We start from the raw sequence: 21780 nt of genomic DNA, 5'->3' as shown, positions 1-21780 counted from the left end.
CATAGCCCAGGTGCGCAGGCCATGACCAGAATCAGCTACTCGTTCACCAAGCGTTGCAGAACACCCCCTTCATGCCGCGCCAGGATGCGCAGCAGTTGATCGACCAACGCCCGATCCGGCGCATCCAGGTGGAAGTGGTGACCACCCGGGTGCCAGGAAATTTTCGCCTGGCTGGGCAAGGCGGCCTGGCGCCGGCTGAAGCCTTCGCCGGTAAATGCACCCTGGCGGCCAAACAGCAGATACAGCGGGCAGTGAATCTGGGTGAGCAGGTCGCAGGCTTCGCGCTCGGTCAGCGGCATCGGTTCGGGCAGCACCAGCCGCGGGTCGTGGCGCCAGCAGTATCCATCCCCCAACTGCAACAGGTCGCGCAGCGCCAGCAGCCGTGCGGCACCTTCCGACAGCTCGGTATCCAGGCGTTCGCGGCGCTGGGCCAAGGCGGTGTCGAGGTCGTCGAAGCGGCCGACGTCCGGCTCTGCAAAACCCTGTAGCTGGCTGCGCTGGACCATGCGTTTGAGCCGGTAGGCCCGCGCCAGGTGCTGCACGCGGTCGTCCTCGGCCACCGTGAACGGTGCGCCCATGCCATCAAGGAAGGTCATGCTGGCAATACCACTGGTCATCGCTGCCAGCAGCGACGCCACGCCAGTGCCCATACCATGGGCCAGCACATGAAATTGCCCCAGGCCCAGGCTGTCGGCCACCGCCAGCATGTCCTCGGCGTGCTCCCACAGGTAGTAGCCACTGTCGTGGCGACGGTGGTCGGAACGACCGTGACCGACCAGATCGGGGGCCACCACGAAACAGCCATCGAGCATCGGTGCCAAGCGCTCGAACGAGGCGGCATTATCCAGCCAGCCATGCAGGGCCAGCACCGGGATACCGTCTTCCGGCCCCCAGCAACGTACGGCAATCTCTATGCCGTTCAGGTCTAGCAGATGATCCTTGGGTGTCGATGCAGATCGCATGGGTACGCTTCCTGACTTGCAGCCTGGTACGACCACACCAGGCCAGATACGCCGCCGGCCCCTTCGCCTGCTGTCGCCAGCGGCAACCCTTGCGCCGGGCCGCAAGGGGCTCCGACACGTTACCTTGGCGCAACGTCAGGCACCCCACTGGCCCGTCACCGACTGTGACTTAACCGTCACCGACCCTCACTGCCCGCGCAGGTCCTCGAAGAAGGCCTGCTTGCCATCCACCTGGCCCGACGCCCGTGGGGCCGCCGCGGCTTCGCCGTTGGCGGCCTCCACATGCCAGTAGCAGTGCTGCACCGCACGGGTCACCGCCACGTAGGCCAGGCGCTGCACTTCTTCTTTCTGCGCGGTATCGAACGGTTGGGCATCACCGGCCTTGCCTAACCCGGCCTGGCGGTACACCTGGTTCTTGTAAGGCGAGCTGGTCAGGTACTGGCAGTCGCCAAGCATGAACACCGCGTCGGCCTGCAAGCCCTTGGCACTGTGGTAGGTCAACTGGCGCAGGCGGCGCTGTTCGGCCGGCAGCGCCGCTTCGGCGTGCAGCACGCTTTGCAGGTGCTCGGCCATCAGCGCCCGGTCGCCCCCTTTGCGGTACAGCATCATCACCGTTTCGCCGCGCTGGTAGTGCTCGATCAGCGTTTCACCCAGGGCCGCCTCGTCACGGTCGAACACCTTGACCGGCGAGCCCGGCAGTTCGGCTGCCGGGCCACTGGCCCGGGCTTTCTTGCCGGCAATCGCCGGGGTGCCCTTGACCAGGTGCTCGGCAGCGTCGATCACCTGCTGTTGGCAACGGTAGTTGTCGACCAGCATCACCCGGGTATTGGCCGGCGACAGGAAGGCCTTGGAGAACTCCATGAAGTACTTCGGCGAACTGCCGCGCCAACCATAGATCGACTGCCAGTCATCACCCACGCACAGCAGCGACGAGTGCTGGGCATGGCGACCGGTGTGCATGGCCGGGCCGCGCCGGCGGATTTCGGCAAGGCTGGCGCGCAGCCAGCTGACAATCTGCGGCGACACGTCCTGGAACTCGTCGATCATCAGGTGCGCCAAAGGCCGCAACAGCGGGTCAGGCAACAGGCGCAGGTTTTCCGGATTGTTCTCGCCGAACAGGGCGAACATGCGGTTGTAGCTCATCACCGGTGGCGACTGGTCCAGCAGGTGCGCCTCCAGGGCTTTCCAGTACAGGGCCAGTGCCTCGAAGAACAGCGCGTCGCTGTCGCCGGACGGGAAGCTCATTGCCGCCACCGCCGTATTTACATCCAGGCCGAGGTTCTCGATGAAGTTGGCCGCCGCGACGAACGCATCCAGCAGCGGGGCCGGGGCCAGTTCGCCCTTGACCTTGTATTCAAAGCCGGGGCCGGCCACCGCATCACCGGCCAGTGAGGCTGCCAAGCGCCGGGCCATGGCGTAGTTGTCGAGCCAGATCAGCGGCCTGTCACAGAACGCCTGCAACAAGGTGCGCTTGACCGCCCATTCACCACGCACCGCCAACTTGGCGCCGGGGCGCTGGTACTGCGCGCTTTCCGCGGGATCAAAGCCCAGCACCACCAATGGCCCGTCACCCGCCAGGCGCCCATGCACATGGAAGCGGCTGCCACGGATCTCGACGGTTTCGCGGCACGGTTCGATGCCCTTGATCGGCCAGGCTCCGGCGGCAAACCACAGGTCCTCGATCACGTCGCACAGTTCTTCGTCGCGCTGGGCAGCCAACTGGGTTACCTGGGCGCGCTTCTGTACGTCGGGGTTGTTTGGGTCCAATGGCTTGAGCTGCAAAGCTTCGCTGCGCAACAGGCCGACCAGCTCGGCAAAGCGTGGGCTCTCGCCCAGCACGTTGCTGTAGCACTGGTTCAGCTGTTGGCGCTGGGCATCGTTCAGCCGCAGGTCGAAGGGGTTGCTGTCGGCCTCGGCCTCGCGCCCGGCAGGCATCTCGTTGCCCAGCGTTTCGAAGGCACGCACCTGGTCGAAGCCCGGCAGGCTGCGTACCAGCGGCAAAATTCGCGAGTGGAAGGTGCGCACCAGCTCACGGGCCTGCGCCGGTTGCAGGTTGATCTGCCACAAGGCGAACACCTGCAGCAGGCGCTTGATGAAGTCCTTGCGCGACTCGCGGGTGAAGGTGACCACGGTCATCGCATCCAGCTCGTAACCCAGGTAGTGACGCAACAGCAGGATGCGCAGCACCAGCGACGTCGACTTGCCGGCCCCGGCCCCGGCCACTACGCAGGTGGACGGTGTGTCGCTGAAAATCAGCTTCCATTGCGCGGCGCTGGGTTGCGCCTCGGCGGGCAGGCGCTGGGCGACATCGGCCTTGAAACGCTTTTTCAACTCGGCCGTCAGCGGCAGGCGCCAGTCGTCGAACAGGTTGTCGTCGCGGCCGGGCACTGCGGCGATGTCGGGGCGGCTATCGCGAATCACCAGCACTTGGCGCCCGGCCTCATAGCCCTCCACCCTCCCACGCTCGAAGCCGTCACGCAAACCGTCGGCGTGGCCACTGCGCTGGCCCGTGGCGTGGCCAAGGAACCAAGAATCACGGTGCTGCGCCTGCAGACGGGTCAGGCCGCGCCCTAACAGGCGTGCGGCCAGGCGGCGCAACCAGGGTAATTGGGCGGGCGGGGTAAGGTCGGCGGGGGCCAGGGGTTGCTCGTGGGCCACGGTCACTCCATTGAAAAACAAAATCAGCCGGCATGTTCGCCGCATCGCCAGAAAATCGCCAGCGAATGCTTGCAGATCAGTGGATTAGGCGATGAAACGGGTCAACAGCTGCACACGACAACATTCAATATACTGATTGTTTTAAGCCGATATTTACGCTTATTTTCGATGTTTATTTGGCGCATCATGGCCTCATTCCGCTGATTCAAGGAGCACGACCATGCTGCAACTGCGACCGTTCGACAGCCTCGGCCACGCCAACCACGGCTGGCTCGACGCCCACCACCATTTCTCGTTTGCCGAGTACTACGACCCGGCGCGCATGCACTGGGGCAACCTGCGGGTCTGGAACGACGACCTGATCGCAGCTGGCAGCGGCTTCCCACCGCACCCGCACCGCGACATGGAAATCATTACCTATGTGCGTGAAGGCGCAATTACCCACCAGGACAGCCTGGGTAACAAGGGCCGCACCGAAGCCGGTGACGTGCAGGTGATGAGCGCCGGTACCGGCATCGTGCATAGCGAGTACAACCAGGAAGACGTCGATACCCGTATCTTCCAGATCTGGATCGTGCCGGACCGCACCGGTGAAGCACCGCAGTGGGGCACCCGGCCGTTTCCCAAAGGTGAGCGTGGCGAAGGCTTTGTGACCCTGGCCAGTGGCCGCGCCGATGACGAAGACAGCCTGCAGATCCGCGCCGATGCGCGGTTGGTAGCCGCCACCCTGAAGGCGGGTGAAACTGCCGAGTACCGCTTCGACACCGCCCGCCGGGGCTACCTGGTACCGGCCAAGGGGCTGGTGGAAGTCAATGGGCTGCAGGCCAGGGCGCGTGATGGGGTGGCGATCGAGCAGGAAGAAGTGCTGCGGGTGACCGCCATTGAAGATAGCGAAATCGTGCTGGTGGATGTGGCCTGATCACCGTTGGCCTTGATAGCGCAATACCTGTAGGGGCGGCCTTGTGTCGCGATCGGGCCGCACAGCGGCCCCTCGATTTCAGCCGTGCTGCTGATATTGCTGGGGCCGCTTTGCGGCCCGATCGCGACACAAGGCCGCTCCTACAGGGGGTATGCGTCTGCCCCTTAAGCTAGAAGGGCAAGGTCAGCTTCAGCCAGTAAGCATCACCCTGGGCACGGTTGCGCACTTCGGTTTCCTTCGACCACTTCGCCGTCACGAACCACCCGCCTTCGCCGCTGTACTTGATCGACGGGCCGATGGCAAAGCTGCGGCCTTTGTTGTCTTCGATCCGCTCGCCATCCTGGTTGTCATAGGTGGTCTGCCGGTAGTAGTACCCCCCTACCCCCAACACCCAGCCATTGCCCAACCCCCAGCCCACGGCATAGTCCACATGAAACTCCTGCCCCGAGCGGTAATCGGTGGCCGGGTTGCGCCGGTTGAAGTCGTACATGAGCTTGGCATCCAGGTTCAGCCCGGTCGGGTCGACGTAGCTCATCGCATACACCGGCTCGAACACCCAGTAGTTGCGCCCGGGGTTGGCCAGGTCATCCTTGTCGTAGCGGCCAGTGGGGGCAATCATGTCGAAGGCGAGGATGCTGTGGAACTTGTCGCTGTGGTGAAAACCCAGCGCCGGGCCGAAGATCACGTCGCCCAGGCCGCTGTTTTGCTGCGACTGGCCGTTGAGCGAAACCTTGACGTCGACCAATGGCACGATCGCATGCAGCGCCAGGCTGCCGCCCAACAGTGTGTAGTCACTCACCCAGATGAAGCGCGGCACGATGGCGTTGGCACGCACACGGAAATCCACCGGCAACTTGCGCCCGTCGTTGCCACGCAGGTTGTCGGCTTCGTAGTGGTTGACGAACAGCTGGCCGTACAGGCCTGGCGGCGGCATGGCGCCAGACATGTAGTTCTCGGCCCCCAACGGGTACGAGGTGCCACCGCCTTCGGTGGCATGGGACAGGTTGGCAGCGCCAGACAACGAGGCGCACACGGCAAGGCGAAGCAGGTTCGCGAGGGTCGGGGTCATCGGGTCAACCTTTATTGTTGTTTTCGGTCGGGTGCACACCGGCCCCCCGCGTTCGGGGCGCCGGGCCTGGAGATGCTCAGATGCGTTTGAACAGGGCCGAGCGCTGCCCTTCTGCTGCGCCATCGGCCGCGCTGTAGAAGCGCTCCATGAAGATGTCGCGCTCGAACAGGCGGCCCTGCATCAGGCAGGAGATGGCCGCGTCGATCATCGGTGGCGGGCCGCACAGGTAGGCCTTGTGGCCGTTGAAGCGGCCATCGAAATACTGCCGGGCCGCGTCGTGCACGTAACCGCGCACGCCTTGCCACTGCGCGTCCTCGGCGGCCTGGCTGAGGGCCGGCACATAACTGAAATTGGCATGCCGGGCAGCCAGCCCTTCGAACAGCTCGCGGTTGTACAGCTCGGCCCGGGTGCGGGCGCCCTGGAACAGGGTGATGCGCCGGGTGTCGCCACGCGCCAGCAGGTCGAGGATCATCGATTGCGGGCTGGACAACCCCGAGCCGCCGGCGATGAAGATCAGGTCGCCCGGCTGCGAGCTGCGCACGAAGAACTGCCCGTAAGGCCCGGACAACTCCAGTGCATCGCCCACCTGCAGCTGCTGGTGAATGTGCCCGGTGGCCAAGCCGCCTTCCACCAGGCGCACATGCAGCTCCACCTCGTCTGCCTGCTGTGGCGGGTTGGCCAGGGAGAACGCGCGGGAACCTTCGATGCCCGGCAGTTGCAGGTTCACATACTGCCCGGCCTGAAAGGCCATCGGCCGATCGAGCTTAAGGTGCACGCCGCGAATGGTCGGCGACAGCTCTACCAGCCCGGTGACCACCGCGCGGTAGTCCTGCACCGGCAGGCCGGCGAAGTCCGGGTCGACATCGATATCGGCCTCGATCACCAGGTCACTCTGCGGGATGGCACAGCAGGCCAGCACCTTGCCCTCGTCGCGCTCCATGTCCATCAGGGCAAAGGATGATGCCGCACCGAGGTCGACCTCGCCTTCCAGCACCTGGCACTTGCACGTCGCGCAGGTGCCGTGGCCACAGGCAAACGGCAGCCACACGCCTTGGCGCAAGGCCGCTTCGAGGATGGTCTGGCCTTCCTCCACTTCGATCTGTTCACCGGTGGGTTCGATGGTGACGTGATAGCTCATGGCGGCATTCCTCAGTTGTGGCTGCCGCCCAGGCCGTCGAGGCCGGGGGTGTGCAGGTGCAGCAGGCTTTTATGAACTACGCCGTTAGCCGCCAGGCCACGGCCCAGGTCGGGTGTGAACGGCTGCTCGTCAAGGCGCCAGTGCACGGCGGCAAAGTCGACCTGTGCGGCGTCCGGGTGCAGGGCAATGGCGGGTTTGACCACCTGCTCGATAAAAGTGGCAAAGGGCAGCGCCGGGTCTACCGGCAAGGTGAACGGTGCGCAGAACAGCAAGTGCTGTTCCCAGCACAGGTACACCAGCTGGGCGCCGTGGAAGTTGGCCTGGCGGTCCAGGGGTTGGGCGGTGTAGTTGCCGATGGCGGTCACGGGCATGGCACATTTCCTCTTGTTCTTGTAGAAGCCAGGGCGCGATAAGGGCGCCCTGGCGCATCAACGCATCAGCCGAACTTGCGTTCGGTACCCTGCAGCGCCTGCCAGCGCTGCTGCTCGGGCGAGCCCTGGTATTCGAAGTTGTCCTGCCCGTGGGCGATGTTGTAGTAGTCGCGCACCACTGCCTCGACATCGGCGCCACCGCAGTTGCCCTGCAGGATCTGGTGCACCGGCAGCCAGGCCTGCACGTACTTTTCCGGCTCAAAGGCGAAGATGTCGCAGCACCCGTCGGAGCAGAAGTGGTAGCGCTCGCCCTCATGCACCAGGCTGCGGTGGCTCAGTTGCGTGGGCGCATCCGGCTCGGTGAAGGCCAGCGGGATCTGGCAGATCTGGCACAGCATCGGCAGCGTCGGGTTGTAGAAGCGTTCGCCGCGTGCCTGCAGCTCGCGCCAGTGCTCGTAGCGTGGCCGGTAGTAGCGGTCGAAGGTGTCCGGGTACTTGGCCGACAGCCAGTCCAGTTCCTCGTCGGTGGGGATCCAGGTGTGGAAGTTGGTGGCCTGGCTGTACTGGTAGAAGATCGACCAGGCCTGGTGGCTGATGTGCTCCTTGCCGATGGTGGTCTGCTCGACGTATTTGGGCGGGCGAATGCCGTAGCGTTCCAGGTCCTTGAACAGCGCACCGCCGGCCTGTTCGAAGTACACCTCCCAGGCTTCGGCCCAGGACATCACTTTATTCGGCAACATGTAGTCCATCATCATGCCGACCAGGGTCAGCAGCCGGTAGCCGCGCCAGAACCACTTGTCGATCCAGCGCTGCACGATCGGCACATTGTCCTCGTGCTGCTCCAGCAGGAACTTGATCACCTCCAGGCCCAGGGTCATGTGCCGGGCCTCGTCGGACTGCGCCGAGAAGCCGAAGGTGACTGTGGCCATGTCGCCATTGAACGCAGCGCCGGACATGAACGGCACGAACAGCAGGTTGGTCAGCACGTACTCGAACGAGAACGAAATGGCGGTAAGGAACTCGAACGGGCCTGCCGTGCGTGCATCCTCGAAGAACGACTTGGGCACCGACAGGAACCACACCCGGTCGTGCATGTGGGCAAAGTCATGCAGGCCGTTGAAGTGCTTGTTGTAGTGGCTCATGGCGTGCACCTGGGTCTGCACGTGGCGCAGTTCGTCGATGGCCTGCATCTGGCAGGCCACCCGGGCGCCGGCGCCGCCAAAGTGCCGACCGACCCGGGCAAAGCCTTGGTAAGCCTGGTACTCCAACGGCGTGACACCGCTCAGGAACAGCTTCAGGGCATTGACGTAGCGGGCATCGGAGATGTTCTGGTGGCCGTTGTTCTGGGCAAAGGCGTCGAAGATGGCGTACAGCTTCTTTTCTTTCTCGGCCTGGTATTTCCAGTAGGCGTCCATCGTCAGGCGGAACGGGTCTTCCCACTTGTCCCAGTCGGTGATCTTGATACCTTCGAACCGCTCGTAGGGATAGATGTCGTCCTTGAGCTGGTAGCTCGGCTCCCAGCCCAGGTCGCGGGTCAGGCAGCGGTACTTGTCTTTCTGGTTCAGGCGCTTGGCGGCCATGGTGGTCTCCCTTGTTCTTGTCGTTGTGCGGATCAGTTCCAGTGCAGGGCAAAGCAGTCTTCGTCTTCCTCGACGTTGCCGCCGAGGGTGATCACGTCGATCAGCATTTCCTGCACGTCCCATTCACGGCCGATTTTTTCTTCCACCGTGGCGCGGTGGATTTCCAGGCGCCCTTCGGCCTGCACGCGGATCATCGCCGGCTGGTGCTGCACCAGGGCATGCGGGTTGTCCTGGGTGATGGCCTCGACGATGTAGCGGGCGCTGTCGTTGTCCTGGAAGGCGATGTAAACGAGGGAAGTCATGCGGCAGCTCCACTGAGGCCCAGCTTTTTCAGGCGCGCGCCAAAGGCGCTGTCACAGGCATCCAGCGCTTCGCGGCCAGGGCCGGCCTCGGCCAGCGGCAGCAGCGCTTGCACGGCGCGGCCGCGCCACTGGCTTACCCAACCCTCGACCAACTGGCGGTTATGCGGGCTTTCGGCAACGACGGTCTTGACCAGGGCATCGACCCAGCGCTGGCTCTCGGCAAACCACAGGCGCATGAACTCGGTGAGCATGCCCAACTGCCCTGCCCCTTCAGCCACCAACTGCGCATCGAAGTGTTCGAACAGCAGCGGGTACAACAGGCCGTCGCTGACCAGGTTCTGCGCCAGGCTCAACTCGAACCAGTCGCGCACCACCAGGCTGTCCTCGACATAGCGGCGCATGCCTTGCCAGGCAGGCTCGTCCAGCCAGCGCTGCTTGGCCTCGGCCAGCAACGCCAGGCCGTCGTCTTCCAGCAGCAGGCCGATGCGCGACAGGTACTGGGCAATGGCCAGGCGGTCCATGGCGTGGAACATGTGCATCTGGGTGACGCTGGTGCCAAAGGCATCAGCGGCAATGCCGCTGTTGTTCATGTTGGCGCCCAGTTCGGCGTGGCGCAGCGGCAGCAGCAAGCGCGCAACCAGGGCCCGGGTTGGCGCCGGCAGGCTGGCCAGCAGCTCGCGCTTTTCGCAGAAGGCAAAGCTGTGCTCGGCGTTTTCCTGCATGCGTGCCCGGGCCTGTACGTAGGTGCCGTAGTAGTACTGGCGCGGGTCGCTGACGGTGTACCAGTCAGCCATCTGTACGCGGGTGCGGCTGGGGTCGTTGAGCAGCTTGTCGGGCTGCCACAGCGGGCGGTAGTGGAAGTTGCTGGCGGCCTCGATGTCGAAGCTGGCTTCCTGGTAGCGGCTGGCCGGCTTGTCGCCGAAACGCCGGCGGGTGTGGCTGAAGGTCTGGCGGATCGGCTCGACCGTGGCCGTCTTGATCTCGATACTCATGCAAGGCGTCCTGTACTTGTTGTTGTGGGGGTGCAATGCGCCGGCAAGCGGCGCCTCAATCGTCCGCGTCGCGGCTTTCGCCGTAGCGCCACTTCTGCATGTCGGCGTCGACAGCCGCCGCCATTGCGGCATCCATGTGGCGCACCCGGTTGCTGGCGCAGAAGCTGGCGAAGGCCGTTTGCGGCAGGACCAGTTCGACGAACAGGTCGGGGTAGCCGATGGCGAAGTCGAACTCGACAAAGGCCGCGTCCGGCTCACTGCGTACACGGACGTAGCGCGGCATCTGCTCGAAGGAAAGGTTGGCTGGGCTCATCGCTGGGGCTCCGGTTGGACGTGCCAAGGGCTGAGCAACGGCTGTGCCAGGCGCTTTCAATGTGCTGAAAATAGCTATCAAGCCTTTGTTTTTAATTGGTTTTTATTTTTTTCGGGTTACCCAAGGGCAGTGCCAGTGGCGCGTCACAGCCTGCCGGTTTGATCATTTGCTCAATCGCCCAATGGCCTTTCGAGCAAATGGCAAACGTGGCCAGTGATTGACTTTTGCATGGCTTTCAGGCGGTTTAGAAAAAGAACGACCCGGGCCTTGCCTGCACACCGCGGTCGTTTCGGCGTGTCCCATAACCCCGTCTTGCCTGAGCGGATGCGCGCCGATTCCCCATACAACTACAAGCAAGGGGCGCAACGAATGATTACCCAGTACAGGGCGCCGGAACCTGCACCGGCACTGAAGGACCTGACCGAACGGGTCCGCTTCGAAGGCACCGAAGGCAAGATCTGGCTGGACGAGCAGCGCATGCTGCTGGTCCAGGCCGCGACCATGGCCAGCATGCGCCGCGAGCTGATCGAAATGCTCGGCGTGGAACGGGCCAAGGGCTTTTTTCTGCGCCTGGGCTACCAGTCGGGCCTGAAGGACGCAGAGCTGGCGCGCAAGCTGCGGCCCAACGGCAACCCGGTGGAGATGTTCTTCATCGGCCCGCAATTGCACTCGCTCAAGGGCATGGTCAAGGTGCGCCCGCAGCAGCTGGAAATCGACCTGGACAACGGCCATTTTTACGCCGATATCGAATGGCAAGACTCCTTCGAAGTGGAAAACTGCCAGTCCGAAGGCCTGCATTCCGAGCAGCCGGTGTGCTGGATGCTGCTCGGTTACGCGATCAGCTACAGCTCGTTCTTCCTGGGGCGCCAGGTGCTGTACAAGGAGGTCAGTTGCCGCGGCTGCGGCGCCAGCGAATGTCGCATCATCGGCAAGCCGGTGGAGCAATGGGACGACGCCGAGACCTTCCTGCGCTACTTCCAGAGCGACCCGGTGATCGACGAGCTGCAATCGCTGCAGGTGCAGGTAGCCAACCTGCGCCAGCGCCTGCAGTACGAGTCGGGGCAGTTCTACGGCATCGGCCAGTCAGCGGTGTACCGGCGCTGTTGCGCACTCACCGACAAGGTCGCCGCGGGCAAAGCCTCGGTATTGCTGCTGGGGGAAACCGGGGTGGGCAAGGAGGTGATCGCCCGCAGCCTGCACCTGCGCAGCGAGCGAGCCGGGGCAGCGTTCGTGGCGCTGAACTGCGCGACCATCCCGCCGGACCTAATCGAGGCCGAACTGTTCGGCGTCGAGAAAGGTGCCTACACCGGCGCCCAGCAGGCGCGCATGGGCCGTTTCGAACGGGCCAACGGCGGCACACTGTTCCTCGACGAAATCGTCGAGCTGACCCCGCGTGCCCAGGCCAGCCTGCTGCGCGTGCTGCAGGAAGGCGAGCTGGAGCGGGTGGGTGACAGCCGCACGCGGCCGGTGGATGTGCGGGTGATTGCTGCCACCCACGAAAACCTTGAACAGGCCGTCAAGGATGGGCGTTTCCGTGCCGACCTGTTCTACCGGCTGAACGTGTTCCCGGTGCACATCCCGGCGCTGCGCGAACGCCGCGAAGACATCCCGCTGCTGATCGAGCATTTCCTCGGCCGCCTGCACCAGAGCTACGGCAAGAAAACCCGCGGTCTCAGCGACCGGGCCCTGCAGGTGTGCCTGCAGTACGACTGGCCGGGCAATATCCGCGAGCTGGAAAACCTCATGGAACGTGGCGTGATCATCACCGACGAGAACCAGAGCATCGGCCTTGACGCCCTGTTCCCGCATGCCCCGCCGGCCACCGGCAGCATCGGCCTGGGCAGCGATGGACGGCTGGTGGCGGCCAGCGACCAGGCGGCGCCCGGCTGGGTGGCGCAGATCCTCGACAGCGGCACCGGCCTGGATAGCGTCGAAGAAGCGCTGATGCAGGAGGCCATGCAGCGCTGTGGGCAGAACGTTTCAGAAGCTGCGCGCCTGCTCGGCATGACCCGCCCTGCCCTTGCCTACCGGCTGAAGAAGGCACCCGACAAGCCTTGAGCATTTGCGCAATGGCGCTGGCGCGGGTTGATCAAATGATCGAGTGCGCGCCAGCTGCCGATTGCCAAAAAGCAGCAGAACCCTTGCATATCAAGCCGTTGCCAACCTGGCACCGCATTTGCTGAAGGCCTTGCACCGATAACAACAACGACCGGTGAGGCAACCATGACTGTAGCGATATCCCATTCCCCCGAGGTTCAGGCCTTTTTCGCCAAGGCGGCAGGCATTGGCAACGACCAGGGCAATCCACGCCTGAAACAGATTGTGCTGCGCATTCTGCAGGATAGCGCCAGGCTGATCGAAGACCTGGCCATCAGCGACGACGAATTCTGGCAGGCAGTCGACTACCTCAACGGCCTCGGTAGCCGCCACGAAGCCGGCCTGCTGATGGCCGGCCTGGGCCTGGAACACTTCCTCGACCTGCTCAGCGATGCCCGCGACAGCCTGGCCGGGCACGGCGGCGGCACCCCGCGGACCATCGAAGGCCCACTGTACGTAGCCGGCGCGCCGCTGTGTGAAGGCGAGGCAAAACTGGACGATGGCCGCGACCCGGGGCAGCCGATGCAGCTCGAAGGCCAGGTACGGGGCCTGGATGGCCAGCCGCTGGCCGGGGCCATCGTCGACGTGTGGCACGCCAACACCCAGGGGCTGTATTCCTACTTCGACACCAGCCAGTCGGCGTACAACCTGCGCCGACGGATTCGTACCGATGCTCAAGGGCGATATCGCGCCCGCAGCATCGTGCCCAGCGGCTACGGCTGCCCGGCCGACGGCCCGACCCAGGCCTGCCTTGACCAACTGGGCCGGCATGGCCAGCGGCCTGCGCATATCCACTTCTTCATCAGCGCACCGGGGCACCGACACCTGACCACGCAGATCAACCTGGCGGGGGATGAGTACTTGTGGGATGACTTCGCCCATGCCACCCGCGACGGGCTGGTGGGTGAGGTTGAGCAGCTTGACGACGGGGTGGCACGGGTGAGTTTCGATTTTTGCCTGCAACCGGCGGTGCATGCCGATGATGAGCAGCGCAGCCAGCGGCCGCGGGCATTGCAAGCCGGGTAAGCATGTCGGGGGCTGCCTTGCAGCCTATCGCGACACAAGGCCGCTCCTACAGGGGCCAGTGCTGGCCACGAGGGACATGCAAGACAGTTGCTCCCACAGGGATCGCATCCGGGCTGGCAGGTGTTGGCCACAGGCGCTGAAAATGCCCTGGCGAGCACCTGGCAACCCTGATGCCATTGCCAGAAACCATAGAATCTCCCACAGGGCTCCCGGAGTGGCTGCGAACCCGGCTACGCACCACCCGGCTATCGCAAGGCGTTAGCCATCATTGGCGTCATCGCCCTCTCTGCACTAGCGTTGTGCTACCAGCCAGCCCCAACGTTCATGCGGAGCCTTCACCCATCATGCCGGACCTGCGCCCGAACCCGACGCTGTGCCTGGAATACCATGCCGAGCAGCCGATTCATCAGGCCTTTCTGCAACAGGCCCAGCGCTGTCCAGATGCCACTGCAGTCATTACCCCGCACGCCACGTGCAGTTACACCCAACTGGCACTGATCAGCCAGGGTATTGCTGCCCATCTGCTGGAACATACCGGCAGCAGCACTGATCGTGTATTGATCGTCGCCGAGCGCTGCGCCGCGCTGGTCTACGCCATGCTCGGCTGCCTGCGTGCCGGGCGTGCGTTCAGCGTGGCCGACGCCGCCTACCCCGCCGCGCGTATCCAGCAATTGGTCAGCACCCTGGCACCTGCCGTGATCCTGCGCTGTGGCCAGGCAACCGTCGAGGCCGGGCAGACCCGGGTCGTGAGCGTGCCGGAGGCACCCGCCGAGGCACTGCAGGCCTTCCCCTGGCAAGCTGCGACGCTGCCGGCCGTGAGCCCCGAACAACCGGCCTACATCACCTTTACCTCGGGCAGCACCGGCGAGCCCAAGGGCATCGTCACTCACCACGCGCCGCTGGTGCACTTCGTCGACTGGCATGTGAGCCAGCACGGTTTCAGCCAGGCCGACACCTTCTCGTTGCTATCCGGCCTGGGCCATGACCCGGTGTACCGCGATGTGTTCACGCCACTGTCACTGGGTGCGACCATCGCCTGCCCGGCCCAGTCGACCCTGACCGACCCGGCACGGCTGGCCCACTGGATACACCAGCATGACGTGAATGTGATCCACCTGACCCCGCCGCTGGGCAAGCTGATAGAAACCGGTGCGCAGATGACTGGCCAGCGGTTCGAGCAACTGCGCTACCTGTTCTGGGGCGGCGATGCACTCAGCCCGGCGTTGTTCCAGCAGATCCGCGCCATTGCACCAAACGCCGTCAACGTGAACTTCTACGGCACCACCGAAACCCCGCAAGCCATGGCCTTCCACAGGCTCGACCCAGACGCGGACAACACCCGAGTGCCGCTGGGCAAAGGCATCGCTGAAGCGCAGTTGCTGGTGGTCAACCCGGCCAACCAACTGGTCAGCGTGGGTGAAACCGGCGAAATCCTGATCCGCAGCCCCTACCTGTCGCGAGGCTACTGGGGCGACCCGGCGCTGACCGAGGCCAAATTCATCGCCAACCCGTTCACTGCGGACGCAACCGACCGTTGCTACCGTACCGGCGACCTGGGCACCTACCTGGCCGATGGCAGCGCCAGCTTCCTCGGCCGCGCTGACGGCCAGGTGAAGATTCGCGGCCATCGCATCGAACTGGCAGAAATCGAGAACACCATCAGCCGCCACCCGCACATCGGGCAGTGCGTAGTGCTGGCCAACCACGACAGCGCGACGCCCCGGCTGATAGCCTACTGCGTCGCGCGCCAGGCCACCCGCGCGAGTGAATTGCGCCAGGCAATCGCCGGCCAGTTGCCGGACTACATGGTGCCGGCACTGTTCGTGTTCCTTGACGCCATACCGCTCACGCCCAACGGCAAAATCGACAAGCGCGCACTGCCTGCACCGTTTGACGACACCGCAGGCCAACCCTTGTCACCGCTGGCTGAAAAACTGAGTACAGCCTGGGCGCGCATCCTCCAGGTACCGCGCCTGGATGCCAGGTTGAGCTTTGTCGAGCTGGGCGGTGATTCGCTGTCGTTCGTACAGGCCTCACGGGTGCTGGAGGAACTGATCGGTCACTTGCCGGAACGCTGGGAAACCCTGCCGGTGTGTCAGCTGGCCGAATTGAGTGCACCGTCCAACAACGCATGGCGGGTCATGGAGATGCCGGTGTTCGTGCGCATGCTCGCCATCATCCTGATCGTCGTCGGCCACCTGAGCGAGCTCGACCACTGGCTGATCGTCGGTGAAACCTCGGTGCTATTCCTGGTCTCTGGCATCAGCCTGGCACGCTTCCAGCTCAAGGCTATCGAAGCACGGGGTGATGCACGCACGCTGCTGCCGTCACTGGCCGCCATTGCGGTGCCGACCCTGTTGTACACCGCACTGCTGCAACTGGTATTCGACCGGCTGCATTGGCAATCGCTGCTGCTGATGTCCAACTGGTTCCCGGCCAACGAGGTCAGCCTGTTCAATTACTGGTACATCGAAGTGCTGGTGCAGATGATCGTGATCATTGGCCTGGTGCTGTCGATCAGGCGCGTGCGCCAGGCCGTCAACGCCGACCCGTTCCGCTGGCTGATCCTGGCTACCTGCACGCTGGTAGCGCTGGATGTGCTGCTCAACCGCTTCGTGTTTGACGCCAGCCCCCTGCTCCACCGGGTGCCGCAACACTTCCTGGCAGTGATGGTGCTGGGCATGGCCGTTCACCACGCCGATACCACCGCGCGCAAATGGGTCGCCAGTGCAGTGGCCGTGCTGGTGGTTGGCGAACTGGACCTGATGGCGGTTGCCGGCATTGGCTGGGAGGCATTCACGCGCTATGTCGACATTGCCATGCCGGCGATGCTGGCACTTATCTGGTTCCGCTCGGTACCCGTGCCTGCGCTGGTAGCACGGGCCGGTGCGGTGATCGCCTCGTCGACCTTGTATATCTACCTGACGCATTTCCAGTTCCAGTCAGTGGCAGACCATATTTTCCATCACCCGCTGTTCGAAGTGGCCCTGGCCCTGGCCGGTGGGGTGGCGGTGAGCTACTGCTGGAATACCGTGCTGCGTCTGTTGTTTTCCCGCTGGCGCAAGCGCAATCAGGCACCCGATACGGATGCTGACGCGCGCGCCAGCTCCGTTTAAGCCAATTTCCCCAACAGGAGCAGTGATTGCAAACCCTGAAACACTTTGCATAAAATGCGAACCATTAACATTTGCAAGTATTTTCAGGCGGCATGGATGAGCACCCCGGACGCAGCTTTCACCTCACAAGTCGGCCAGCTATACCGGGCGCAGGGCAAATGGCTGCATAACTGGCTGAAACCGCGGGTGAACTGCAGCCACCTGGCGGCCGACCTGGTCCAGGATGTATTCGTGCGCGTGATGTCTGCTGCCGACGCAGCCGTAAAACTCGAAGCCGTGCGCGAACCCAAGGGCTACCTGGCAACCATCGCACGCCGGTTGATGATCGACCACCTGCGCCGTGTGCACCTGGAACGGGCCTGGCTGCAGGTGCTCGCCGAGCAACCCGAAGCGCTGGATATCTCGCCCGAGCAACGCCTGGCCCTGCTGCAAACCCTGTTTGAACTGGACGCCATGCTGGCCTCGCTCGGGCCCAAGGTGCGCGAGGCATTCCTGCTGTCACAGATCGATGGCATGCCGTACAAACACATCGCCAGCCAATTGGGTATTTCCGAAGTCAGCGTGCGCCGCTACGTGGCCAAAGCGGCTGAGCACTGCATGATCTACAGCCTTGAACATGGCTTGTGAGCATGAGCCTGAATGCCGAGCAACTGGCTGCATTGCGCCAGGCCGCACACTGGTTCAGCCAGCTCAACAGCGGTGAACAGCTGGCCAGTGACCATGGCGCCTGGCAGCTGTGGCTGAACGCAACCCCGGTCAATGCCTGGGCCTGGCAACAGGCCGAGCGCCTGCAAACACGGATGGCCGCAAGCGAAAGCCCGGCTTCGGCACGCGTACTGGCGTTGGCAGCGCAGGGTCGGCACGCCAGCCGTCGGCGGGTGGTCAAGGCGGGTTTGCTGCTGCTGGGTGGCAGCGCCGTGGGCCTGGGCGGCTACCGGGAAGTCCGGCAATCGCCGTGGCTGGCAGATGTGCGTACCCGCGTGGGTGAACAGCGCTCGCTGTCGCTGAACAACGGCACAGCGCTGGTACTCAATACAGCATCCGCAGCCGACGTGGGCGACCTGCCAGGCGCACCGTGGCTACGCCTGCGCCAAGGTGAACTGATGGTCACCGTACCGCCACGCCAGAGTTGCAGGGTGGTTACCCGTGACGGTGCCATCGAGGCAGGCGAAAGCCGCTTTGCCGTGCGCTTGTTCGACGACAGCAGCAGCCTTGAGGTGTTCGGCCAGCAGGCACAGGTGACGCTGGCTTCGGGCCAGACGCTGCGGGTAAGCCAAGGCCAGCGCTGCCAGTTCAATGCGCAAGGCTTCGCCCCGCTGGAAACCGTCGCACTGGCCGCCGACGCCTGGAGCCAGGGCCTGCTGATTGCCAATGACCAGCGCCTTGATGCATTCGTCAGCAACCTCTCCCGCTACCGGCCAGGCTGGCTGCGTTGCGCACCTGGCGTGGCCGGGCTGCGCATCAGCGGCACCTTCAGGCTCGCTGATACCGAGCAGATACTGCGGGCCCTGACCACGTCACTGCCGGTTCAGGTACACAGCCGTACCCGCTACTGGGTAACGATCAGCGCTGCGTAAACCGCTGTGTAAATAAATGAGCGACACCTGATCACTTTGGCGCGGCTTATCCGACTCATAGGTAACCCGACACTTACCTACAAGAGAAACCGCAAACATGACCCGCCGCCTCAACCCCAGGCCTTTCACCGCGCCAGGCCTGCGCACCTGCCTGATGCTGGCTGCCTTGCTCGGTGGGCCTGGCGCTGCCTGCGCCAGCCAGGCCCATGATTACCACCTGCCACAGGGCGACCTGGGCGAAGTGCTGACCCGGTTCGCTGCAGAGTCTGGCATCGTGGTGTCCTTCGACACCCAGCTCACGCGCGGTAAACGCTCGCCGGCACTCGACGGCCGCTACGAGGTGGAGCAAGCGTTGCAGCTACTGCTGGGCGGTACCGGGTTGCAGGCCGTACGGGAGCATGACGGGCGCTATTCGTTGCTGCAGACCACCCGCGAGGGCAACGCACTGGAGTTGGCCCCCAGCCGCATCGACGCATTGGGGCCGGGCAATGTCACCGAGGGCAGCGGCGCCTACACCACCGGCGGTTCGACCAGCGCAACCAAGTTGCCACTGACCCTGCGCGAGACCCCGCAGTCGGTCAGCATCATTACCCGCCAGGTAATCGACGACCACGGTTCACAAGACATCGGCGACGTGTTGCGCAACACGCCCGGGGTTTCGGTACAGGCCTACGACAGCGAGCGCATGGAGTACTCCGCACGCGGTTTTGCCATCACCAACTATCAGTACGACGGCATCAACACCATCTATGACGGGGTTTACGATGAGGGCGTGACCCACGTCGACATGGCCGCTTACGACCGCATCGAAGTCATCAAGGGCGCCACCGGCCTGATGACCGGCTCTGGCGACCCTTCGGCCACGGTCAACCTGGTGCGCAAGAAGCCCACCCACGACTTCAAGGCTTCGATCACCGCCAGCGCCGGGTCGTGGGACAACTACCGCACCGAAGGTGACCTGTCGGGTTCGCTCAACGACAGCGGCAGCGTGCGTGGCCGGGTGGTGGCGGCCTACCAGGACCGCAAGTCTTACCTGGACCACTACAAGCAGAAAAAGGACGTTTACTACGGCATTGTCGAAGCCGACCTGACGCCCGAGACCCTGCTGACCTTCGGCATCGACAACCAGGCCACCACCCCGCGCGGTTCGTCCTGGACCGGTAACCCGACGTACTTCTCCGACGGCAGCCGCACCGATTTCTCGCGCTCGCACAACCCGGCGGCAGACTGGAGCCGTCGCGACTTCCAGTCCACCACCTACTTCACCTCGCTGGAGCAAGCCCTGGCCAATAGCTGGAAGGTCAAGCTCAGCCTCAACCACATGATCAGCGACCACGACACGCGCCTGGCCTCTGCCAGCGGCGGCAACCCGGACCCGGTCACTGGCGAGGGCATGTTCCTGTACTGGGGGCGCTGGGAAGGCCACCGCGTGCAAAACACTGCAGACCTGAATGTCTCCGGCCCGTTCACCCTGCTTGGCCGCGAGCATGACCTGGTGGCCGGCTTCATGACCGCGCACTCACGACAAACTGGCGATACCTACGACGGCAGCGCGTTCGCCATGGTGCCCGGCTCCATCTTCGACTGGAACGGCAAGCTCCCGGAGCAGGACTTCCCGAAGAACGGCCACTACACCACCACGCAAAGCCAGAACGGCGCCTACCTGGCCACCCGCCTGCGGCCGACCGACAAGCTGTCGGTGATCCTCGGCACCCGGGTCAGCACCTTCAAGTACAACGATGATGAAGACTACTACCCAACGTCGTCACTGAGCGACACGCATGCCAGCTACAAGGAACATGGCGTGGTAACCCCCTATGCGGGTGTGGTCTACGACCTGGACGATACCTACTCGGTGTACGCCAGCTACACCTCGATCTACCAGCCGCAAGTGTACAAGGACATCAACGGCGCAACCCTTGCACCGGTTGAAGGTGACGGCTATGAAGCGGGCTTCAAGGCGGCCTGGTTCGATGGCCGGCTGAACGGCACCCTGGCGTTCTTCCGCATCGAGCAAGACAACGTCGCCTCCAACATCGGCACCAACCCGGTGACCAACGAAGGCATTTACAAAGCCATCGACGGCGCGACGACCAAAGGCGTCGAGCTGGAGCTGGCCGGCGAACTGTCGCCCGGCTGGAACGTCACGGCCGGCTACACCTACGCCCGTACCCGCGACGCCGACGACCAGCGGATTTTCGGTTTCCCGCTGGCAACCACCAAGCCTGAACACGTGGTGCGGCTATTCAATACCTATCGCCTGCATGGCGCACTCGACCCGGTGACCGTGGGCGGCGGGCTGCGCTGGCAAAGCGGCTTCTACGGCAACATCTACAGCCCGATCGCCAATGACTACACGCGCATCAAGCAAGGCGGCTACACCCTGGTCGACCTCATGGCCCGCTACCAGTACAGCGAGCACTTGAGCTTTACGGCCAATGCCAACAACGTGTTCGACAAGGTCTACCTGACCGGGCTGGGCAACTTCGACACCACCTACTACGGCGAACCACGCAACCTGATGGTCACTACCCGCTGGGACTTCTGACGGGGCAGTGAGTCAGCGCCCGGCCTGCCGTGCAGCTACCAGTCCTGCCTCAGCGGCTGCGGCCCCGGCAGGCTGGGGAACAGTGGCAGCACGTCTTCGGCCAGTTCCTGAATGATGTCTGCCGCAGGCCGCTGCGCCTTGTGAATGCCCAGCGCGGCATGGTTGACCCCGGCTGCCTGCCACTCGCCGAGCAGGTCGATCAGCCCGTTGCGCCCGGTCCTGAGCACATAGCCGCCCTGCATTGGAGTGCGCGGGAAGTGCGGGTCATCGACCAGGTCGATCCACTCGTTGGTCATGTGCGGGCGAAAACCACCGCCCGGGATGGCGGCACGCCAGGCGCGGATCTTCTCGGCCAGGCGCACGCGCCCCAAGGCATCGTGGGTGGCGTCCGGGTAGCTCAGCCAGCCGTCGGCGTGTTCCCCCAACCATTCCAGGCTCTGTTGCGAACGGCCGGTGACCACCAACGGAATACGCCCACTCGACGGCCTGGGCAACAACTGGGCATCGCGCACCTGCCCCAGCGGCGAATCGATCGAGGTATGCCCCGCCAGCAACCGGCGCACGTAATCCACTGCCAGGGCAAAACGCTCGCCGCGCGCTGCGTGGGCCAAGCCGTAGGCCGGGAACTCCACGGCGCGATCACCCGAGGCGATACCCAGCAGCAGCCGCCCGCCCGACAGGCAGTCCAGGGTTGCCGCGGCCTTGGCCAGGTCGATCGGGTGGCGCAGGGTAAAAATCGCACTGCCGGTGGCCAGTGCCACGTGCCGGGTCTGGGCCGCCAGGTAGGCCAGGTAGGCGAACGGGTCGAACACCTGGCCGGCATCGCCGAACGCGGGGTCGAACAATGGCACGTCGCGCACCCACACGGCAGCGAAGCCCTGCCGGTCAATGGCGCGCACCAGTTCGGCCTGGCCCTGTAACACGCGCATGTCGCCCTGGTAGAAGCGTAGCGGCAGGAACACCCCCAACGTCAGCCGCTGGGGGGCGAACATACGGCAGTAGCCGGGGTGGTGGGCAAAGGCGCTGGCGTCGGCGCCGCGAGTAACAGCAGACAGCGTCGGATCGAAAACGGACATGCAATGGCTCCTTCAGAAAATCTAATGTTTGGTAGC

The 21780-nt window shown here is 64.1% G+C and carries 18 protein-coding genes; 8 read left to right on the top strand and 10 right to left on the bottom strand.

The window, feature by feature from the left end; all coding sequences use genetic code 11:
* Window positions 1-35: 35 nt before the first annotated feature.
* On the bottom strand, window positions 36-962 hold the full coding sequence (locus IAE39_RS08175; RefSeq protein ID WP_201201091.1) for an alpha/beta fold hydrolase: 927 nt from the start codon (window positions 960-962) through the stop codon (window positions 36-38).
* 186 nt (window positions 963-1148) lie between these two features.
* Entirely contained in the window at window positions 1149-3665 is a 2517-nt protein-coding gene (locus IAE39_RS08170; RefSeq protein WP_201201090.1) for a UvrD-helicase domain-containing protein, read from the bottom strand.
* Between IAE39_RS08170 and IAE39_RS08165 the strand changes: the two genes are divergently transcribed.
* Both IAE39_RS08165 and IAE39_RS08160 read left to right on the top strand, forming a co-directional pair.
* Window positions 3612-3824, top strand: a complete 213-nt coding sequence (locus tag IAE39_RS08165) for a hypothetical protein (RefSeq protein WP_201201118.1) — start codon at window positions 3612-3614, stop codon at window positions 3822-3824. The two genes, IAE39_RS08170 and IAE39_RS08165, sit on opposite strands and share 54 nt — an antisense overlap.
* 16 nt (window positions 3825-3840) lie before the next feature.
* Window positions 3841-4539 (top strand): pirin family protein, encoded by a 699-nt coding sequence (locus IAE39_RS08160; protein ID WP_201201089.1) that lies wholly within the window; start codon window positions 3841-3843, stop codon window positions 4537-4539.
* Between the two features lie 169 nt (window positions 4540-4708).
* On the opposite strand, the gene IAE39_RS08155 is transcribed toward IAE39_RS08160, so the two are convergent.
* The 7 genes from IAE39_RS08155 to IAE39_RS08125 all read right to left on the bottom strand — a co-directional run bounded on the left by IAE39_RS08155 (window position 4709) and on the right by IAE39_RS08125 (window position 10304).
* Window positions 4709-5608: a SphA family protein gene (locus tag IAE39_RS08155; protein WP_201201088.1), complete on the bottom strand. Its 900-nt coding sequence runs from the start codon at window positions 5606-5608 to the stop codon at window positions 4709-4711.
* A gap of 76 nt (window positions 5609-5684) precedes the next feature.
* Window positions 5685-6746: an NADH:ubiquinone reductase (Na(+)-transporting) subunit F gene (locus IAE39_RS08150; RefSeq protein WP_201201087.1), complete on the bottom strand. Its 1062-nt coding sequence runs from the start codon at window positions 6744-6746 to the stop codon at window positions 5685-5687.
* A gap of 11 nt (window positions 6747-6757) precedes the next feature.
* Entirely contained in the window at window positions 6758-7117 is a 360-nt protein-coding gene (locus IAE39_RS08145; RefSeq protein ID WP_201201086.1) for a phenol hydroxylase subunit P4, read from the bottom strand.
* A gap of 65 nt (window positions 7118-7182) precedes the next feature.
* Window positions 7183-8697 (bottom strand): aromatic/alkene/methane monooxygenase hydroxylase/oxygenase subunit alpha, encoded by a 1515-nt coding sequence (locus IAE39_RS08140; protein ID WP_201201084.1) that lies wholly within the window; start codon window positions 8695-8697, stop codon window positions 7183-7185.
* Window positions 8698-8729: 32 nt separating this feature from the next.
* Window positions 8730-8999 (bottom strand): MmoB/DmpM family protein, encoded by a 270-nt coding sequence (locus IAE39_RS08135; protein WP_201201082.1) that lies wholly within the window; start codon window positions 8997-8999, stop codon window positions 8730-8732.
* Window positions 8996-9991 (bottom strand): aromatic/alkene monooxygenase hydroxylase subunit beta, encoded by a 996-nt coding sequence (locus tag IAE39_RS08130; RefSeq protein WP_201201080.1) that lies wholly within the window; start codon window positions 9989-9991, stop codon window positions 8996-8998. Before IAE39_RS08130 ends, IAE39_RS08135 begins: the two co-directional genes overlap by 4 nt.
* Before the next feature lie 55 nt (window positions 9992-10046).
* Window positions 10047-10304: a phenol hydroxylase subunit gene (locus IAE39_RS08125; RefSeq protein ID WP_201201078.1), complete on the bottom strand. Its 258-nt coding sequence runs from the start codon at window positions 10302-10304 to the stop codon at window positions 10047-10049.
* Window positions 10305-10673: 369 nt separating this feature from the next.
* Here IAE39_RS08125 and IAE39_RS08120 point away from each other — a divergent pair, with 369 nt between their 5' ends.
* The 6 genes from IAE39_RS08120 (at window position 10674) to IAE39_RS08095 (ending at window position 20668) form a co-directional block, all read left to right on the top strand.
* A complete protein-coding gene (locus tag IAE39_RS08120) occupies window positions 10674-12362 on the top strand; it encodes a sigma-54-dependent Fis family transcriptional regulator (RefSeq protein ID WP_201201076.1) in 1689 nt (562 codons plus the stop codon).
* Window positions 12363-12527: 165 nt separating this feature from the next.
* Entirely contained in the window at window positions 12528-13427 is a 900-nt protein-coding gene (gene catA, locus IAE39_RS08115; protein WP_201201073.1) for a catechol 1,2-dioxygenase, read from the top strand.
* 344 nt (window positions 13428-13771) lie between these two features.
* Entirely contained in the window at window positions 13772-16543 is a 2772-nt protein-coding gene (locus IAE39_RS08110; RefSeq protein ID WP_201201071.1) for an amino acid adenylation domain-containing protein, read from the top strand.
* A gap of 96 nt (window positions 16544-16639) precedes the next feature.
* Window positions 16640-17170, top strand: coding sequence for a sigma-70 family RNA polymerase sigma factor (locus tag IAE39_RS08105; RefSeq protein WP_201201069.1), 531 nt, complete (start codon window positions 16640-16642; stop codon window positions 17168-17170).
* 2 nt (window positions 17171-17172) lie between these two features.
* On the top strand, window positions 17173-18120 hold the full coding sequence (locus IAE39_RS08100; RefSeq protein WP_201201067.1) for a FecR domain-containing protein: 948 nt from the start codon (window positions 17173-17175) through the stop codon (window positions 18118-18120).
* A 97-nt stretch (window positions 18121-18217) separates the two neighbouring features.
* Window positions 18218-20668 (top strand): TonB-dependent siderophore receptor, encoded by a 2451-nt coding sequence (locus IAE39_RS08095; protein WP_201201066.1) that lies wholly within the window; start codon window positions 18218-18220, stop codon window positions 20666-20668.
* Window positions 20669-20703: 35 nt separating this feature from the next.
* Here IAE39_RS08095 and IAE39_RS08090 read toward each other — a convergent pair whose 3' ends face one another.
* Window positions 20704-21723, bottom strand: coding sequence for an LLM class oxidoreductase (locus IAE39_RS08090; RefSeq protein ID WP_236548468.1), 1020 nt, complete (start codon window positions 21721-21723; stop codon window positions 20704-20706).
* Window positions 21724-21780 lie beyond the last annotated feature (57 nt).

This window comes from Pseudomonas sp. S37 (assembly GCF_016658545.1).
Lineage (GTDB): Bacteria > Pseudomonadota > Gammaproteobacteria > Pseudomonadales > Pseudomonadaceae > Aquipseudomonas.
This window is presented reverse-complemented; position numbering and strand designations above follow the sequence as displayed.

What these genes read in the sequence shown, in the direction of transcription:
- IAE39_RS08175 (WP_201201091.1), bottom strand. Translation starts at nt 962, where the DNA reads ATGCGATCTGCATCGACACCCAAGGATCATCTGCTAGACCTGAACGGC.
- IAE39_RS08170 (WP_201201090.1), bottom strand. Translation starts at nt 3,665, where the DNA reads ATGCGGCGAACATGCCGGCTGATTTTGTTTTTCAATGGAGTGACCGTG.
- IAE39_RS08160 (WP_201201089.1), top strand. Translation starts at nt 3,841, where the DNA reads ATGCTGCAACTGCGACCGTTCGACAGCCTCGGCCACGCCAACCACGGC.
- IAE39_RS08155 (WP_201201088.1), bottom strand. Translation starts at nt 5,608, where the DNA reads ATGACCCCGACCCTCGCGAACCTGCTTCGCCTTGCCGTGTGCGCCTCG.
- IAE39_RS08150 (WP_201201087.1), bottom strand. Translation starts at nt 6,746, where the DNA reads ATGAGCTATCACGTCACCATCGAACCCACCGGTGAACAGATCGAAGTG.
- IAE39_RS08145 (WP_201201086.1), bottom strand. Translation starts at nt 7,117, where the DNA reads ATGCCCGTGACCGCCATCGGCAACTACACCGCCCAACCCCTGGACCGC.
- IAE39_RS08140 (WP_201201084.1), bottom strand. Translation starts at nt 8,697, where the DNA reads ATGGCCGCCAAGCGCCTGAACCAGAAAGACAAGTACCGCTGCCTGACC.
- IAE39_RS08135 (WP_201201082.1), bottom strand. Translation starts at nt 8,999, where the DNA reads ATGACTTCCCTCGTTTACATCGCCTTCCAGGACAACGACAGCGCCCGC.
- IAE39_RS08130 (WP_201201080.1), bottom strand. Translation starts at nt 9,991, where the DNA reads ATGAGTATCGAGATCAAGACGGCCACGGTCGAGCCGATCCGCCAGACC.
- IAE39_RS08125 (WP_201201078.1), bottom strand. Translation starts at nt 10,304, where the DNA reads ATGAGCCCAGCCAACCTTTCCTTCGAGCAGATGCCGCGCTACGTCCGT.
- IAE39_RS08120 (WP_201201076.1), top strand. Translation starts at nt 10,674, where the DNA reads ATGATTACCCAGTACAGGGCGCCGGAACCTGCACCGGCACTGAAGGAC.
- catA (WP_201201073.1), top strand. Translation starts at nt 12,528, where the DNA reads ATGACTGTAGCGATATCCCATTCCCCCGAGGTTCAGGCCTTTTTCGCC.
- IAE39_RS08110 (WP_201201071.1), top strand. Translation starts at nt 13,772, where the DNA reads ATGCCGGACCTGCGCCCGAACCCGACGCTGTGCCTGGAATACCATGCC.
- IAE39_RS08105 (WP_201201069.1), top strand. Translation starts at nt 16,640, where the DNA reads ATGAGCACCCCGGACGCAGCTTTCACCTCACAAGTCGGCCAGCTATAC.
- IAE39_RS08100 (WP_201201067.1), top strand. Translation starts at nt 17,173, where the DNA reads ATGAGCCTGAATGCCGAGCAACTGGCTGCATTGCGCCAGGCCGCACAC.
- IAE39_RS08095 (WP_201201066.1), top strand. Translation starts at nt 18,218, where the DNA reads ATGACCCGCCGCCTCAACCCCAGGCCTTTCACCGCGCCAGGCCTGCGC.